Annotated in this window: 13 protein-coding genes; 3 read left to right on the top strand and 10 right to left on the bottom strand. The window is 54.7% G+C overall.

Annotation, left to right across the window (positions count from 1 at the left end; all coding sequences use genetic code 11):
• Nucleotides 1–4: 4 nt before the first annotated feature.
• The 3 genes from HG15A2_RS13615 to HG15A2_RS13605 form a co-directional block, all read right to left on the bottom strand.
• A complete protein-coding gene (locus tag HG15A2_RS13615) occupies nt 5–208 on the bottom strand; it encodes a hypothetical protein (protein ID WP_145060755.1) in 204 nt (67 codons plus the stop codon).
• Nucleotides 209–400: 192 nt separating this feature from the next.
• Nucleotides 401–2,047: a cation:proton antiporter gene (locus tag HG15A2_RS13610; protein WP_145060754.1), complete on the bottom strand. Its 1,647-nt coding sequence runs from the start codon at nt 2,045–2,047 to the stop codon at nt 401–403.
• A 289-nt stretch (nt 2,048–2,336) separates the two neighbouring features.
• Complete coding sequence (locus HG15A2_RS13605) at nt 2,337–4,217, bottom strand: sigma-54-dependent Fis family transcriptional regulator (protein ID WP_145060753.1); 1,881 nt, start codon at nt 4,215–4,217, stop codon at nt 2,337–2,339.
• Nucleotides 4,218–4,518: 301 nt separating this feature from the next.
• Here HG15A2_RS13605 and HG15A2_RS13600 point away from each other — a divergent pair, with 301 nt between their 5' ends.
• Nucleotides 4,519–5,346 (top strand): enoyl-ACP reductase FabI, encoded by an 828-nt coding sequence (locus tag HG15A2_RS13600; RefSeq protein ID WP_145060752.1) that lies wholly within the window; start codon nt 4,519–4,521, stop codon nt 5,344–5,346.
• Between the two features lie 23 nt (nt 5,347–5,369).
• Here HG15A2_RS13600 and HG15A2_RS13595 read toward each other — a convergent pair whose 3' ends face one another.
• A complete protein-coding gene (locus tag HG15A2_RS13595) occupies nt 5,370–6,077 on the bottom strand; it encodes a spermidine synthase (RefSeq protein ID WP_145060751.1) in 708 nt (235 codons plus the stop codon).
• Nucleotides 6,078–6,424: 347 nt separating this feature from the next.
• Here HG15A2_RS13595 and HG15A2_RS13590 point away from each other — a divergent pair, with 347 nt between their 5' ends.
• Nucleotides 6,425–7,480 (top strand): hypothetical protein, encoded by a 1,056-nt coding sequence (locus HG15A2_RS13590; protein ID WP_145060750.1) that lies wholly within the window; start codon nt 6,425–6,427, stop codon nt 7,478–7,480.
• A gap of 53 nt (nt 7,481–7,533) precedes the next feature.
• Here the strand turns inward: HG15A2_RS13590 and HG15A2_RS13585 are convergent, their stop codons facing one another.
• From HG15A2_RS13585 to HG15A2_RS13560, 6 genes are all read right to left on the bottom strand, one after another.
• Entirely contained in the window at nt 7,534–8,493 is a 960-nt protein-coding gene (locus HG15A2_RS13585) for a phosphatidate cytidylyltransferase (protein WP_145060749.1), read from the bottom strand.
• Nucleotides 8,494–8,518: 25 nt separating this feature from the next.
• A complete protein-coding gene (locus tag HG15A2_RS13580) occupies nt 8,519–9,121 on the bottom strand; it encodes a lysophospholipid acyltransferase family protein (protein ID WP_145060748.1) in 603 nt (200 codons plus the stop codon).
• A gap of 82 nt (nt 9,122–9,203) precedes the next feature.
• Nucleotides 9,204–10,394, bottom strand: coding sequence for a glycosyltransferase (locus tag HG15A2_RS13575; RefSeq protein WP_145060747.1), 1,191 nt, complete (start codon nt 10,392–10,394; stop codon nt 9,204–9,206).
• A gap of 10 nt (nt 10,395–10,404) precedes the next feature.
• Complete coding sequence (locus tag HG15A2_RS13570; RefSeq protein ID WP_145060746.1) at nt 10,405–11,946, bottom strand: lipopolysaccharide biosynthesis protein; 1,542 nt, start codon at nt 11,944–11,946, stop codon at nt 10,405–10,407.
• Between the two features lie 71 nt (nt 11,947–12,017).
• Nucleotides 12,018–12,872: a polysaccharide deacetylase family protein gene (locus HG15A2_RS13565; RefSeq protein WP_145060745.1), complete on the bottom strand. Its 855-nt coding sequence runs from the start codon at nt 12,870–12,872 to the stop codon at nt 12,018–12,020.
• Nucleotides 12,873–12,916: 44 nt separating this feature from the next.
• Entirely contained in the window at nt 12,917–14,044 is a 1,128-nt protein-coding gene (locus HG15A2_RS13560) for a GNAT family N-acetyltransferase (protein WP_145060744.1), read from the bottom strand.
• A gap of 304 nt (nt 14,045–14,348) precedes the next feature.
• Here HG15A2_RS13560 and HG15A2_RS13555 point away from each other — a divergent pair, with 304 nt between their 5' ends.
• Nucleotides 14,349–16,259, top strand: a complete 1,911-nt coding sequence (locus HG15A2_RS13555) for a GumC domain-containing protein (RefSeq protein WP_145060743.1) — start codon at nt 14,349–14,351, stop codon at nt 16,257–16,259.
• Nucleotides 16,260–16,285: the final 26 nt, after the last annotated feature.

Genomic DNA, 16,285 nt, shown 5'->3' with positions numbered 1-16,285 from the left:
TGCTCTACTCAGTCCCATCCTGCACAGAAGAGATTGTGTTCTGGAGTTTCTTCATCACGTCCCGCACGCTCAGTTCCTTCTGCAGGCAAACGTATTCCAGCGACTTGCCTCCGCAGTTCGTATCCAGTCGCAGTTCGGCGAAAACGGCCGTGGTTTCCGGGTATTCGATGATCCAATCAGGGATGCTGTTGTGAAGATCACAGTTCATGCGTCAGGCAGGTAGGGAGTAGAGTTGCATGGCTCAAACTTCTGAACAGATTCGCTGCTCAACTTTGACGTCGTCCTCGGGGCTTTGATATTTGTCCATTATACAGGAATGCCGTACGGCACAGCGAGCTGCGGGGCCTTTTAGCCAGCCAATCAGGCCGCAGGCAGTATTGAAAAGAAAACGCCACCGCACTCACTCCAGCGTGGCGGCATGGTCTGCTAGCCAACTGACAACACGCTCCGCTATCGCGCCGCCGACACATTCTTCGTCGCCGTCAACGGTGCCACCCGCTGCGGTCAATGCAATGCGGTGAATGTGATAGCGCGAACGAACAAGGATCGTCGCTGTCGGATTCATCGATCGGATAAGCTCAACAACGGAAAGTGCCGAGCGAAAATGAGGCAAGGTAATGATGGCCAAATGTACCTCTCCGATCGACGCATGTTCCAGTACATCCGGTGAGGACGCATCGCCGATATGTCCTGCGAATCCATACTGCTGAGCTTTCCGGACACTCTCGTGATTTAGGTCGATGACCGTGGTTCGCAAATCTGATCCCATGAGCGGAACGGAGGCAAGTTCTCCCGTCGGGCCGAAGCCGATAATGACAACATCGGCGCGATGTGAGGAACCCTCCAAGTCGTTTTCGCCGGTAGTCGACTTGCCGAACCATCGGGCTACGATGTCTCCGAACCGTGGTGCCATCGGAACAGCAAAGGCGCTAATAATGAATGACACGATCGTCACCGAGACCACCAATGCGTAAGTATCATCGGAAACCACCCCTGAAGAACGGCCAATGGCCCCGAGTACGAAGGCAAACTCGCCGACCTGGGCAAGCGCCAGCCCGGTTGCCGCTGCAACCCGCAGCGACTGTCTAAACGCAAGAAAGATCGCCGCAATGATAAGGAATTTACCGACGGTGAGAGCGATCGCTGCACCAGCGACCCAGTGTGCATGAGAAATGATCCACAGCGGATCAGCCACCATACCGGCTGAACCAAAAAAGAGCGTCAATAGTAAGATTCTTAAGGTCGATACATCGGCGCGAACCTGGGTTGCAAACGCGGAACTTCCCAACAGCATGCCGGCGATGAACGCGCCCAGTGCCGGCGAGATACCAGCCCAATGGGCCGCCCATGCCGAACCGAGTCCGATGGCACTCGCGAAGACCACTGTTAACTCACGATTACGCTGCAAGGTCAAAGTGCCAAGTGTCAAGACCGCAAGCCTCGTCAGAACGTACAACACGGCTGCTAAACCGGCGGCCATTAGGATGAGTTTTCCAACGTCAATCGAGACTTCTGTGACCGTCCCACCACTGCCTAGCACCGTCATCAGCACGGCCAGCGGCACCACCGCAATGTCCTGAGTCAAGAGCACCCCAAGACTGTTGCGGCCATGCGGCATTTCGATCTCGCCGCGTTCCATCAAGATGCGTAGCACTACTGCTGTGCTGCTAAGGGCGATCATGGTTCCAAACGCAATTGCCGGCTTTGCTCCCAAGCCGAACAGATACGCAGAAGCTGTGCCGGCCGCGATGGTGGCGATAACTTGAATAGCACCGCCAATCAATGGCCTGCTGCCGAGACTCTTGAGTCGTTCAAGCGAAAATTCCAATCCGAGGCTGAACAGCAGCAAGGCGACGCCCAGTTCTGCGATGGATTCAATCTCATGCTGGTAGGCAACGATTCCCAGACTGCCTGCGCCACCGACCAGCATTCCAGCCAGCAGGTATCCGACTAGCGGGCTTTGTCCCAGCCGCGAGGCCAACCCGCCTCCGACCAAGCAGGCGGTAAGCAGAAAAACGATGTTGGCTAATAATTCCCAGAGTTCCATCAGGGCATACTTCCTTCAATTAACAACAGACAATGCGTCACAACTTCCTTTGTTGCTCGTCCGCATTGGCAACCCCGCGGCCCTCTGTTCGGAGACGCTGAAAGGGAGAAGCTAGGATTTATAGTATTCGCCGATCAGCCAGTGGTTGCCCGCAAGAGCAGCGGTGCAGAAGGGACCTCTACAAATTCTTGATTTGGTATGTGTTACCTTGAGTCTTGTTTATAACTCGCAACTACTAATCTCTCGCGCATAAGATACCGCGTTAGACCAATCTTGTCTGCAGCCTCGCTCATTCCTCCTCGTCGCCCCCCATGTCGAGCTGCCGCATTTTGCGGTAGAGGTTTGACCTATGCAGGCCCAAGCGTTTGGCCGCTTTGCTCATGTTACCTTTGGTCAGGTCGATTGTATGGCGGATATATTGCTGTTGGAACTGCTTGGTGGCGTCGCTGAGCATGGCGTTCATATCGACAGTTTCGGTCATGTCGCCTGTGGCGCTCTCGATGAAAGCCAAATCGTCGACCTCCACGCTTTCGCCAGTTGAGAGGTACGCGATGCGTTCCATTAAGTTGCGAAGCTCTCGAACATTACCAGGCCAACGATGGGCGAGTAACCGCTTTTCTGCCGCGGCTGAAAAGGGCGGAGTCTTTCGGCCCATCGTGCGACAGAATGTTCCTAGGAAGTGCTTAGCGAGCAACATGACATCGTCGCCACGATTTCGCAGCGGAGGTAGCTCAAGACTCACGACATTCAAACGGAAGAACAAGTCTTCGCGGAACTTCTTCTCGCGGACCATGGCGGCTAGATCTTGGTTCGTGGCGGCAAGGATGCGAACTTCCGTGTGAATTGGCGTTGATCCGCCTACACGAACAACCGTTTTGTCCTCAAGCACGCGGAGCAGTTTCGCTTGTCCACTAAGGCTCATATCGCCAATCTCGTCCAGAAACAGCGTGCCGCCGCTGGCGAGTTCAAACTTACCGGCTCGGGCTTCGTTGGCGTCGGTAAATGCGCCTTTCTCGTGGCCGAATAGTTCGCTTTCCAAAAGTGTTTCGGTAAGGGCTGCGCAGTTCACCGCGATAAAGGGCTGATCGCGGCGGCTGCTAATGTAATGCATCGACTGAGCCACCACCTCTTTACCAGTGCCGTTTTCACCCAGAATGAGGATTGCCAGATCGGTGTCGGCAATCCTCCGCGTTGTGGATCGTACCGCCTCAATGGCTGGACTATTGCCAATCATCTGCACGCCTTCGGCGGCTTGCTCCACGAGTTGCTGGTGTTTGGTGAGCAGTTCTTCGAGCTGCTGTGTGTTCTCCAGCGCGACGGCCGCATGCGCGGCAAGTTCGGTGAGTCCACGCTCGTCCTCTCCAGAGAAATGCCCCTTCTTTTTGTTGAGTACCTCGAACGCGCCTAGCAGTTTGCCATCAGGCGAAGTCAGAGGCACGCACAGAACGGTGCTGGTTTTGTAGCCGGTGGTTTCGTCGACCGAGCGGTTAATCTCCTCGTCACCCAAGCCTCCACCCACACGGCGCGTTTCGCCCGAATGAATTACTTGCCCGACGATACCTGCATCGTCGGGGATTCGCAGTTCACCGTCCTCAACGCCTAAGGCCGGACGCCCAACCAATTGTTTATTCGCGCGATCCCAGAGAAAAATGCTCGCCCGGTCGGCTTCGAGTAGGTCGGTCGCTGCTTCTGCCATGGCGTGCAGCAGTGTCTCCATGTTGTTCGTTTGGCCCCAGCCGTGGGTCACTTCAAGAATGCGTTCGAGCCGGCGGATGCGACGATCGCGCGTTTGTGTTTGGCGAACAGTATTCATCCCTGCCGCCAGTGAGCTAGCGAACTTCATCAATGAGCTGGTATCGGTCACATCTCGGACCACCAGGGCATACCCATTACCCAACGGGGCCGCCTGCCACTCGTTCCACTTTGCAATGTTATCCTTGTCCAAAGCGTCGGCAGCAACGTCGGTTGGTACCTCGTGCTCAGGCACTCCGCTAACTGCGAGAATCTGCCATTGCGGTGGATTTGCGAGCACAACAGCCAGCGCACCAGCAGGCAAGCCGGCGCGGGCTTCCGTTAGCGCTAGAGCGAGGAAGTCGTCGATTTGACTCGCCTGACTCGACTTGTCTAGTATATATCGAGTCAATTCGTCGTCAGTATGCTGCTTTGTCATGCCATTTCTCGTTCATGTTTCGCATCTGTATGCGAATTGGATATAACCCACGCACGGAAAGTGTCCAAGAAAGTATACGTCACGTCACGGCGAGTGTCAATTACGCGACATCGCTTCGGGTGCATCGGTCGATGCCGTGATATGCGAGACGTATGAGGGATCCTGCCGTTAGAGTCTAATATCCAAGGCTTTCCGCCCGTTCTCACCCACCAAATCACCTGCTATCTTGCCACCAGAGACCGCCATTCAATACTTGCAATGGCCACATACAACTCAAACTACTGAATAGACGGAGCGATTGATGGGCATGTTCGATGGGAAAAAGGGCCTAATAACGGGCGTATTCAACAAGCAGTCTATCGCCTGGGCTATCGCTGAGCGGGCAATGGATGAAGGCGCCGAGTGCGGGTTTTCCTATATGCCGGACAAACCTGATGACGAGCGGAAGAAGAACCTAGGTCGAATCAGCAAGCTAACCGACGGCAACCCCCAAGCGAAGTTTGTTCATCCCATGGATGTGACGAAGGACGACCAAATTGCTGCAGTCATGGAGAAGACTAAAGCCGAGCTTGGCCAAGTTGATTTCATGCTGCATTCGATCGCCTTTGCCCCCCCAGAAGACCTCAAGAAGGACACGGTCGAAACAAGTCGTGAGGGTTTCAAGCTGGCCATGGAGATCAGTGCCTATAGTCTCATGGCACTCACGAATCACGCGAAGGATATCCTGACTGATGGAGCTAGTGTTCTGACGCTTACGTACTACGGTGGCGAGAAATGCGTACCAGGCTATAACGTCATGGGTGTGTGCAAAGCGGCGCTGGATTCCATCGTCAAGTACTTGGCGTATGACCTCGGCCCGCGTGGCATTCGCGTGAACGCGCTGAGTGCCGGTCCGTTACAAACCATCTCAGGCCGAGGCGCAGGCGTAGACGAGATGCTTGGCCTCTACGAAGCGATGGCTCCTCTGGGGCGCAACATAACGCATGAGGAAGCGGGCAAGAGTGGCACCTTCCTGCTCTCGGACATGTCCAGCGGCATCAGCGGAGAAATTCTCCATCTCGACGGCGGTTACAATGCGATGGGCTCGCCGGGGCGGATGCTGGAGCAGATCAAGGCGGCTCGAGGCTGAGAGAAGGCTCACTTGAGCAGCAGTTACTCTGTCAAGGTAGCAAAGAACAACCAGTCGGTTTGCTCGACATCGATGAGCGGGTTCCAAACCGTGACCGGTTCAATCCGAACGTCACCGAACACTGCCTGCATCGTGTCAGCCAATGGTGAGCTTTCCGCGTAGGACCAAACTCCTAAAACGCCGTCAGGGCGCAGGTGCTGTGATGCCTTACGAATGCCGGCTTCACTGTAAAAGCCGCGATTGGCTTCGTGGAGATTGTCTTCGGGCGAGTGATCGACGTCGATCAGAATGGCATCGAATTTTCGATTTGCTGGGCCCGTTAGCAATGCGTAAACGTCGCCCTGCGTGATTGTGAGGTTGGGATTCTCATTAAGTTTTTGGCTCAGTGGAACTTGACCTGATCTTAGCCAATCAATGACTTGGGGCAGGTACTCAACGACCTCTACGCTGCGGGCGATTCCCCAGTCCAATGCAGCTTCAGCCGTATAGCCCAAGCCAAGTCCGCCGATGAGAACATCTAATTCTCGAGCAGTGGTACGGGAATGCATCGAAAGGCCGATTGTGGCCAGGGCTTTCTCCGAATCTGTCAGGAAGCTACTCATGAGGAACTCGCCATCGAGTGTGACCTCAGTAACAAGTGTATCGGGCTGACTAGCTAATTCCCGCCGCCTGAGACAAAGTACTCCCAGTGGGGTTTGTTCGTAAGCGAGAATTTCAAAGTGAGGTGGCATTAGTCTGATCTCCTGAATTGGGCGATGTCGCCATTAGAGCAAGTGCTAGCAGTGGTGGGCTGCAAATATACAAGACTGCTCTAGGTCATTCCTGGGTAGTCTTGGTAACTTCTGCAAACCTTGACGGCAAGCGGTTTGCTTGTTGCTAAGAAAAGTAGACCAATTTTGGTTCTCCCGCGAACCATTTGAGGCGTTGGTCGTAGTAGCGGCAGCTAGTGGCTCTGAGTTTGGACCACCGTTTGCAAGCCTGTTACTCCAACAAGATGGGCGAGGCGTCAGGAGACGCATGGCTCGCCGGCAGATTAACTGGACATGGATTCGTCCTTTGACCCTAAGAGGTACTGAGCATGGAAGCTCAAATGAAGCGACTCTACGTTGCCAGCGCAAGCTATGCACGTCTGACTTGTGCCGCATTGACTCTCGTCATTGCTGCTTCTTCCGTCGCCCAACTTCATGCTGCTGCGTATCGCACGGCGAACTTTACGGTGGCTGCTCCGACGCCTCAACTGGCCAAGGCCATTGGCGATACGGCCGAAAGTTGCCGCAAAGAATTGGCAATCGAATGGCTTGGCAAGCCGTTGCCCAATTGGCCGAAGCCTTGTCCGATCAAGGCCCGCGTGGCACCGAATTTGGGTGCTGGAGGCGCAACTAGTTTTGTCTTTGATCGGGGGAAGGTTTTTGGTTGGCGCATGGATATCCAAGGTTCAGCCGAACGCGTGCTCGATTCGGTTGTGCCGCACGAGGTCACACACACGATCTTCGCGAGTCACTTCCGCCGTCCCCTGCCCCGCTGGGCAGATGAGGGGGCCTGCACCACAGTTGAACACCATAGCGAAATTGGTAAGCAAGAGCGAATGCTTATCGAGTTCTTGAAAACCCACCGTGGAATTCCTTTCAGCGATATGTTCGCAATGAAAGAGTACCCTCGCGATGTGCTGCCGCTATACGCCCAAGGGCACTCGCTTGCGAAGTATTTGATTGCTCAGAAAGGCAAGCGCGCTTTCATGGCGTTCGTTGCCGACGGGCTCACGGACGAGGACTGGCCTCGCGCTATCGAAGACAATTACTCGTACCCCCATCTATTGGCTCTACAAAATTCCTGGCTAGACTGGGTCCGTAAAGGCCGCCCAGACATTGTCGCGAGTAACGACCGCACGCAGCGAGACGTCATTCTCGCTGCCAGCGAGCAGCCAATCGTTCGCGGGCAAGACCCGGATTCGACGCCGAAACCTCGCACGAGGCGCAGTTCAAACGAGCCGCCAATTGCTGCACTTGCAGCAACTGGCCCGCGAGACAACTCGACCGACTGGCCCGTGACGCCAACTCCTGGTCGCTCTGGGAAAGCGATCTCTCCTTACGCCCGCGCTCAGGACGCTTCGCTTCGCGGTACGGTTCGTCGGTAGCAGAGTATCGTACTGAGCCATGTGACAATTGCCTGATGGCAATTTTCGATCGCTCAGGTGGCGGCAAAGAAATACCGAGTGAGGTGGAAAAACACCGGTGCTGCAAAGCAGATCGAGTCGATTCGATTGAGCACTCCACCGTGTCCTTCGACGAAGGTTCCGGTAGCAAGCTCGCCTCGGTCGCGTTTCAGGGCGCTCATCGTCATTGTACCGGCAGAAGCCATCAGTGCGATGACTAGCGACATGGCTGGCGCTTGATACCAATGCGGAAACGGAGCGGCCCAGGCCAGTGCTGTACTTATAATTGCGGTAGTGATTGCCCCACCGATAAGGCCTTCCCAGGTTCTCACGGGATCGACTTTTTCAGCAATAATGTGCTTGCCATACAGGCGATTCCAGAGGAATTGCATTAGGTCGGCGATCAGAGCTATCGTAATAAAGAAGAACAGTAACTCGGCATTGGCATCTTCGCGCAGCGGCGCTTCGGTTGTTGAGGTTGGGAATCGTAAGAAGAGTAGTGCTGGCGCAAAGCTTAGGCAATACACGCAAAGCATGAGTCCGCTCTGTACTTTCGCTACTCGTTCCAAGAATTGCGAAAAATCTCCGCTGAAGGCTACTCTCGCTGCGATAAAGAGGAATGCGTATACCGGGATCAGGACGTTGTAGAGCCCGTAGTTATTGTAGGCGACCAGGATGAACTGCATGGGGGTGAAAAAGGCGAACACCCAGAAGAGCGCACGATGGTCGCCTGTACTGGTGGGTGTAAGCGATACGAACTCTCGCAGTGCCCAAAACGAAATGGCCCCGAACAGTGCGACTGTGAGCTTCGGATAGAAAAAGGAAATTGCCAACAGTACTGCGAAAGCCCACCAAGCTTGGACACGTGCGTTATAGGCTTCGACCGTGCGCAGATCGAGACTAAGCGACTCCTGATTGCGTAGCCAGCGGCCAATACCGGTCGCAATGACGAGCATCACCGAGGCGATGGCCAGGATCATCCAGTTTTCAATCATGGAACCGTCGTGTTTCAGTAAATGCCTAGCTGTCTTTAAGATTCAATACAGCTTCGCGTGCACGCGTAAGAAAATTCATCTTTGCCTCGCCCGCTTCCAGCCACATGGGTGGCCCAAAAGTTACTGAGGATAAAAGCGGCACGGGTAAAACCTCACCGCGTGGTAAGATCCGATTCATGTTATTGATGTGAACTGGTATCAACTCTAATTCGGGCCGCTTCTTACTCAAGTAGTACAGCCCGCTCTTGAATTCCCCCACTTCTCCGCCGGGAGTGCGGCCACCTTCGGGGAAAATGATGAGGGACTGTGTTTTGCCAATCTCACGCAGCATGAGGTCGATCGGGCTTTGGTGAACTTTGATTTCGGTGCGATCGATGAGCATGGCATTGAAGGTCTTTGCCAACTTTCGCCGCACCCATCCGCCGTCCCAATAGTCTTTAGCGGCAATGGGGCGTGTCAGTTTCCGTATATGCGGTGGAAGGGCCGACCACACGAGGACTACATCTAAGTGGCTCGTATGATTGGCGAAGTACACCCGTTGGCACGTGTCGGGCTGCGAATCGACCCAGCGCACGCTTACCCCACTGATGAAGCGAGCAATCCAGGTGAGCAGGGTTTCTGTGATCATGCAAAGGCTGTGGAGCTAAGGGGAATCCCGCATTTTAACTCGCGGCAGAGCCCAGCGGAATGCGCGGCTTGGCACCTTTCGGCTAGCTACTAGCCGTAGTCAGGTCGGCCTTTCGAGATTTCTTTATAGTCATGGTACTCAGTTGCCTGCCACGTTTCGCGGTGTAAATACGTTCAATGAGCTTCTCATACCCGCGTGTCATGCCATCGAGAGACCAATTCTTGACGACACGTCTTCGGCCACGCTGGCCCATTTCTAGTCTACGAGTTTCGTCCTGAAGTAGCTCAATCACGGCAGCGGAGTATGCTTGGCAATCGCCCGCAGGGAAGAGATTTCCCGTCTTGTCGGGCACCACGGTTTCACGGACGGAGCCGACTTCAGCAGCTACAACCGGTTTGCCGCTACTGAGTGCTTCGAGGATGGAAACGGGGCTCGCCTCGTTGTGCGAGGTGAGTGACACCATATCGCAGGCGTTGAGCAATTCTGGCACGTCATCGCGCGAGCCAAGAAAGTGTACCGATTTCGAAATTCCCAGGTCGAAGCTGAGTTGCTCCAAATCGCGCCGTCGTGGACCGTCGCCAATGATGAGAAAATGCGTGTCGGGTACTTCTCGCAGAATAGCCCCAGCACCGTGCAGGAAGAGTTCGTGATTCTTCTCGGGACGGAGGGCGGCTAAGATGCCCACGACAGCAGCATTCTTGTCGATGCCGAGTTGCTTGCGTGTCTTGGTGGCGGAGCGTGGAGCGAATCGATCCGTATCCACTCCGTTGTAGATTGTAGTGACCTTCTCTTGCGGAAATCCTTCGAAATCCGCCAGAAATTCTGCATGCCCATCAGCCACCGCTATAAACGCGTCGGTAAATGGCGTGAGTGCACGGTTTAATTTGCCGACACCATCGGGCCAACCGGTACTGTGAAGCGCCGACGCGACAACAGGCACACCGGCAAGCTTGGCCGCTAAACGGCCCCAAAACATATTGTCACCAGCAGCAACTGTGACCACAGCATCGACCTTGCGATTTCGCATGAGCCGCCAAAGTCGCCAGAGAACGCGCACATCAAACTTACTGCCAATAAGCTGGCTGTGGACGGGCATCTCTTGGGCCAGCAATTCGCCCAGTGGTCCTGGTTCTTTCAAGCACACAATTTCTGGCGAGAATCGCTCTCGATCGAGTCGCCGTACTAGGTTGAGGAGCAGCGTTTCTGCTCCACCTACCGGCAGACTCGTGGCGATGAACTGAACGGTCAGAGGATTCGCAGTTGTGGAGGCCATGGCAGATCGACTAGGAGGTAGCCGCGGAAGTTGCGCGGCGGGAAGGCATGAACTTGGCTAGTGCCGCGGCAACGACCTTAGCCAGATCGCGCCGGTCAGTTTCGGTGAGAACTAAGTTGGTTGCGAGCAGAGCAAAGGTGAGCCCCAAGAGCGCCAGTGCGGTCGGAATAATTCCCAGACCGAGAACAGCTGGCACACCGATCATGAGCCAAGTGCCGGCATCGACTTGCATACCGTGTTGACCGTTGAGTCGCAGGCTTGCCACGAAGCAGACAAACGTAGCTGAGGCAGTCGCGAGAACGGCACCATATAAACCGAACTGCGGCAAGAGAATCAGATTCAAGGTTACGTTTGCCCCAACACCCCACATAAGCGGAACCGTGGCGAGGCGGGTTTTCTCTGCACACCACATATAGTTTTGCGAGATCGAGTACAGCCCGAACCACACACAACCGGCGAGGGTCCACGGCAAGACCGTCGCGCCAAGGGCGTACTTGCCTTCCAGTAGCACGCCGAATAGAAACGGGCGAGTCACCAGAACGGCTGCTCCAAAACACAACATGCCGAGGCTGGTGAGCTTGAGCGTTAGATTTAGTCGCTTTGAAACTTCTTCCTTCTTGCCTGTTTCCCAGTCGGCGCTCAAGTGCGGCAGGAGTAAACCGCCGAGCAAATCGGCAAAGGAAACCAATAACATTGGTACGATACGGCTCGTGTGATATTGACCGATTTGGTCCCATGCCTCTGCGGGAGACATGCCTGAGTAGTGCACCAGCATGCTGCGATCGATAATTGCGAACAGATGCGAGAGCAGATTGGAAACCCAAACAAAGAATGCAAAGCGTAATAGCTTCGGCCAAAATTCGTTATGGGCGACCGACTCCTGGGGCTGGTCGATTTCTCGCAGCCCTGGCCAAGCCCAAACTAGGGCACCTAGGGACGAAATCAAGCAGGCGAGTCCATATCCGATGAGTACGCTCGCCGTGGTTGGGCTTCTCCAAACAAGTGTGAGCGCAACGATCGCGAAGAGCATACTCTGGGCAAAGGTCATGGCCGACACGACACGATAGAGTCGCATCGCGGTGAGCAACGCAGTCAATGTGTGATGCAGGATGATTGCCGCTAAGCAGTAAGCGATTCCTACCGTTAGGTTCACGTGCTGCTGGCTATTGAAAATAATATCGGAGAAGAATGCTGCTCCCCAAGCGATCAGCAGTGTTGCCGCCACACAGCAGATGCTGGTCCAAAGCATGCTTCGCTTAAGGAATGTACGAAGTTGGCCCCTCTGTCGAAATTGTTCCGCATACCGACCGAACGAACCAGGTACGCCGAGGACTGCCAACGGTGCCGCGAGCAGTAGAAAGCTATAAGTTAGGTCCCACTGCCCGAGTTCTTCAGGCGAAAGCCACCTGCCGAGTAGAATCCCGCGACCAAACCCAACTGTGCGTTGTACGAGGGTGACGGCCAGTAGGATAAACACGCTGGTAGCGAAGGTGTCTGTGCGCAAGCGATTCTTGCCGGATGCCTTCGCAGCGGTTTCGTTTGAACTCTTCACGTTGTTGTCAGCGTGACTAATGGTCGGTGTCCCGAGGGATACGTATAGGGAATGGATTCAGTTGTTCGAGTTTAGAAGCAAAGTCGATAATCACCTGCGTTGAAACGCTGCACGTTACGCAGTTTTCTGGGATCGACCGTGAGCCAATTGCAGAAGCGGGCCCAGCTAGAGTCGCCGTGAATTCGCTGGATGTGAAATGGGTCTTCTCCCGGCAAGTTGTATCCACCATAGGCAGAGCATACGCCCCAAAAGCCGGCACGAAACGCCGTGCGAAATGCGGCCCGGGACAAGTTCTCTTCTAGGCCGAAAGGAAAGGCAAAGTAGCGAACAGGCCGATGGATCATGGCTTCAAGATCGCGTTTGGAACCTACGATCTCGTCGTAGAGTTCGTCCTCATTATCGATCTTTCCGCAGTCAGCATGTGAACGCGTGTGTGCGCCTATTTCGACCCCCGCTTCAGCGAGGACTCGGATCTCTTCGATGCTATTGGGAGCTAGCGGCTGGCCTGCTTCTACATCGTGATCAAAAGGTTCGCCGGTGTTCACGCGATTTGTGGAAACAAAATAAGTGAACGGAATCTGCTTGTCGAGCAGCCAAGGTAATGCCTCTCGGCAGTTGTCGGCGTAGCCATCGTCAAAAGTCAGGCAAACGGCAGCTGTTGAGTTTTGATCGGAACCAATTCGGCGTTGTGCCTCGATCAGAGTAATAATCTCGTAGCGTTCCTGGATCCACTCAATCTGGTCCTTGAAACGCTCCGTGCTGATCGTCCAGCCGTTAGGATGGTCGTCGGCGACTCGGTGATAGAACAACGTCCGGATGGGCGCAGAACCTTCGATGGCGCGGCGCGCCGCAGCCTGTCTGCGCCCGGGCAAGGTGGCTAGGTAGTACATCCCGAGCAGTGGCTCTCTGCAGGCTTCAGGTAGCATGGCTATTATTTCGGTTCAAAGATTGGTGTGTGAAGTTAGTCTTGTTAGCCCAACAGTCCGGTCGCCTTTTTCACAATCCTGCCAGCACGTCGCATGCCATCAAACGCGGCATAACGCCAGCGGGCAACGGTACGTGGTGGGGTTGCTTGGATACGAACTGTGGCGTTTGGTTCGGCTCGCCAGTGGGGTTTGTAGGGTTCGTCGCCTCGCATGAGGTCATAGCGAGAGTGCCCTTGACCGATGGCATACTGAATCGTGCGGCTAAGCGACAATCGCCCAGGCTGCTCGTCAAGGCGGTTTGGATCGATTCCACCCTGGTAGGCGTAGGTAGCGGTTGAACTTGTGAACTGGTACTCCGCAGCCGCCGGCTTGCCTTGGAGTTTGAGGTGGGAAAGCTGCAACTGACCGGCAGCCAGCATCTGTTGGGCAATCTCTTGGTGAAATCGGGCCCAACTTTCAGAGGCAAAGCAGCCCGGTTCGCCGAGGCTCAGACGGCGTTGCTGGTGTAAGTCGACGAGTTGCTGCCAAGCCTGTTCGAAAGTGTCGGCTCCTTCACAGAGGCACCACTCCACGCTACCCAGTTTCGCTGCGCTGCGTTCGAGTCGTCGGATGTGCTTGCGATGGGACTTAGATTGCATGGCGAGGAATTCGTCCCAGGTCGCCGGCAATTCAATCGACCAGCAATTGGGTCCAGGCGAACGCTCGAGGAAACAACCGTGGTCGGCAAGGGCGTTGGTCAGATTCCGCGAAGCTTCGTCGTTTTCGTCAAAGTAAGTGAAGTCTAGGCAGTCCCAGTCTTCTCGCGACATCAGGTACTCGACAATCGCATCGCTTGCTTCTTCCGATTGGTGTTCTTTGCACAGCAGACCAAGGTGATCGCTACAAACCTCACCATCGCCGATAAGTCGTAAGACGCGTCCCCGTGCGAATGTGCGGTGCTCGTAGCAAGGGAGGATCGCTACGACCTCTGAAATATCGCTGGTCGGCTGTTGTTTCTCGCTGGAAACGAGGAGCACGCGCAGACTTCGTGTCGGATCGTGTGAGCCGCAAAAGTGCTGCGCCCAGGTGTGTTGCCACAACGAGCCACGAAACGGATTGTTGCCACTCAACGCATCCCATGATGTCTTGAGCGAAACCAGGTTATCCAAAGATTCGAGGCAAGCAACGTGCATGATAGGTGGAACGATTGCGCTTCTGAGGTGCGATACGAGTGTGTGGAGAGCAGTCGCAAGAGGCTAGGCTTCTTGCCGCACTAAAACATAGGACGGCCAGCTTGAAAGCACCGTATTGGTAGAAGCAGGAATCCAAGTAAGCAGGCTGAAAAAGCCTTCTGACCAGCAAGATCGGCACATTCGTCAATCTGCCGTAGCAGGGCCTAATAATGAGCTACGTTCTGGTAGGAAAAACTAGGCCCCTTTGAGAATCTATAGCAGGCTGCCGCGGCCGATTTTGCGCCAAGGTAGCAGGAAGATCCCTATGAGTAATGTTGAATCGCTCTCGTACAACGCCCGCCAGACGGTGCGTCGCCTCACAGACAATGCCGCTGTGTGGATCCTTTCCGCAATCATTTGTTGCGGTTTGGCATTTATATTTGCCATGACGACTTCCAGACCCTGGGAGGCTTCTCAAGCTGTAGTCGTCAGACAGGAAACGAACATTTCGGCCGACCGCCCTGGACATTTTGCCGATCTCTACGAGATGCGCACGCTTCAGGAAACCATTCTTGAACTGGCAAAGAGTCGCCAGGTGATCGCTGCCACACTCATGGCCGTGGAAGCTGCTGAGAGCGGTTTGCAAGCGAGTGAACCTTCAGATAAGGACATTGAAAAGTTCCGCAAGCAATTCATGATGCTTCCACCTAGCGGAGCAGAATTCGGTAAAACCGAAGTGTTTTACCTGAGAGTGAAAAACAACAACCGCCAACAAGCCCTAAATCTCGTGAGCGAAGTGACGCGTCAACTTGACGCACGACTGCAGGCTCTAAGGAACGAGCAGGGGCTAGGGTTGGTAAGAGAATTAGCGCAGCAAGTACAACTTGCTGAAGACCTTAACACAAAAGAGACTGAGCGACTCTCTGAGTTCGAGGCCGAAGTCGGCTCGGAACTAGGGGAATTACGGATGCTGCATTCTTCCTTTAGTGGGCAGAGTGACTTGCGGCAGCAGTTCGTTGGCCTGGAGACAGATGCTCGTCGTTTTCAAACGGAAATGCGAGACTCGCAAGAATTGCTCGAACTATTGCAAGCCGCGCAGAACGACCCTCTGAAGATTGTAGCTACGCCTAACAGTCTGCTTGCCAGTCAGCCAGCGTTGCGACGCCTTAAGGATGGGCTCATTGATGCCCAGCTAGCATCCGCTCGCTTGCAAGGTACCCGCTCTGCAGAACACCCGCGCGTGTTGTCTGCCAAAGAAGCTGAAGAGGGAATTCGACGCGACTTGTATAACGAACTGCAATCCTCGATTGAAACCGCTCAAGCTGAACTCGAACTGAACAAGACACGGCACACCCATGCAAAGACTCAACTTGCCGCGGTAGAACAACGTCTAGCGGAGTTAGCCGAGAAACGAGCTGAGTATTCCAATCGTGTTGCGGCATTGGAAACAAGTCGTCAAACGCTTGATCGTGTGAAACAACAGCTCAACTCGTCTCAAGCAAGTCTTTCAGCGGGTGAGAACGCAAGCGTGCTCACTCCGCTAGATGAGCCGGAGACTGGGCCCGGGCGCGAGGGTCTCGGGCTAGCGACGACCTCGTTAGCAGGCCTGCTTGGCGGATTGTCGCTGGGTGTAGGGTTGGTACTGCTTGGTGGTAGTCCTTCGTTGGCTGCACCAGGAGTCGTTGGTGCCAATCGGTCACAAGAAAACCAAGCTCGTGAGGTCGTGAACACTACGGCACGCGAGTGGTGGGAAACAGCCGAAACAAATGCCGCTGCTGCAGAAGCTCTAGCAGCAGGTAAAGAAGAGGAGCGAGCGTTTGCCGAAGCGGCGACTGAGAGCGAAGCGAGGCTCCAGAAGATCAAGACAGTGGAAGGGGTTGTCATCAATCCGTCTGAGGAAAAGCAGAGCGAAGTTGATGAAACGGTTGAACCTCCTTCCGTTGAAGTTGGGTCTGTAGCCGAAACTGTATCACCACCGGTTATTGAGCAACCGACTGCCGAAGCCGAACCGCCTGTGGCACCTGCAGTTGAAGCTCAACCCATGCAGGAGCCTGAAAGACGACAAGAGGTCGTTGAGCCTGCTCCTTCAAACGAGACGATCTCTACGCCTGTGAAAACCTTGTTGCTCAATCCTGGAGTACTTCCCACAGCAGACGGCACATTGGACTCTACTGACGGCGAATTCATAGGCATGTCGCTGGAAGAAGCGATGAATGCTGCCGCAGAGTCTCGATAAGTGATTGAGCCATCTTGCAGTTTTCT

The sequence above is a fragment of the Adhaeretor mobilis genome, assembly GCF_007741515.1.
In the GTDB taxonomy this organism is placed as follows: domain Bacteria; phylum Planctomycetota; class Planctomycetia; order Pirellulales; family Lacipirellulaceae; genus Adhaeretor; species Adhaeretor mobilis.
This window is presented reverse-complemented; position numbering and strand designations above follow the sequence as displayed.

What these genes read in the sequence shown, in the direction of transcription:
- HG15A2_RS13610 (WP_145060754.1), bottom strand. Translation starts at nt 2,047, where the DNA reads ATGGAACTCTGGGAATTATTAGCCAACATCGTTTTTCTGCTTACCGCC.
- HG15A2_RS13605 (WP_145060753.1), bottom strand. Translation starts at nt 4,217, where the DNA reads ATGACAAAGCAGCATACTGACGACGAATTGACTCGATATATACTAGAC.
- HG15A2_RS13560 (WP_145060744.1), bottom strand. Translation starts at nt 14,044, where the DNA reads ATGCACGTTGCTTGCCTCGAATCTTTGGATAACCTGGTTTCGCTCAAG.
- HG15A2_RS13565 (WP_145060745.1), bottom strand. Translation starts at nt 12,872, where the DNA reads ATGCTACCTGAAGCCTGCAGAGAGCCACTGCTCGGGATGTACTACCTA.
- HG15A2_RS13590 (WP_145060750.1), top strand. Translation starts at nt 6,425, where the DNA reads ATGGAAGCTCAAATGAAGCGACTCTACGTTGCCAGCGCAAGCTATGCA.
- HG15A2_RS13555 (WP_145060743.1), top strand. Translation starts at nt 14,349, where the DNA reads ATGAGTAATGTTGAATCGCTCTCGTACAACGCCCGCCAGACGGTGCGT.
- HG15A2_RS13600 (WP_145060752.1), top strand. Translation starts at nt 4,519, where the DNA reads ATGGGCATGTTCGATGGGAAAAAGGGCCTAATAACGGGCGTATTCAAC.
- HG15A2_RS13575 (WP_145060747.1), bottom strand. Translation starts at nt 10,394, where the DNA reads ATGGCCTCCACAACTGCGAATCCTCTGACCGTTCAGTTCATCGCCACG.
- HG15A2_RS13615 (WP_145060755.1), bottom strand. Translation starts at nt 208, where the DNA reads ATGAACTGTGATCTTCACAACAGCATCCCTGATTGGATCATCGAATAC.
- HG15A2_RS13595 (WP_145060751.1), bottom strand. Translation starts at nt 6,077, where the DNA reads ATGCCACCTCACTTTGAAATTCTCGCTTACGAACAAACCCCACTGGGA.
- HG15A2_RS13585 (WP_145060749.1), bottom strand. Translation starts at nt 8,493, where the DNA reads ATGATTGAAAACTGGATGATCCTGGCCATCGCCTCGGTGATGCTCGTC.
- HG15A2_RS13580 (WP_145060748.1), bottom strand. Translation starts at nt 9,121, where the DNA reads ATGATCACAGAAACCCTGCTCACCTGGATTGCTCGCTTCATCAGTGGG.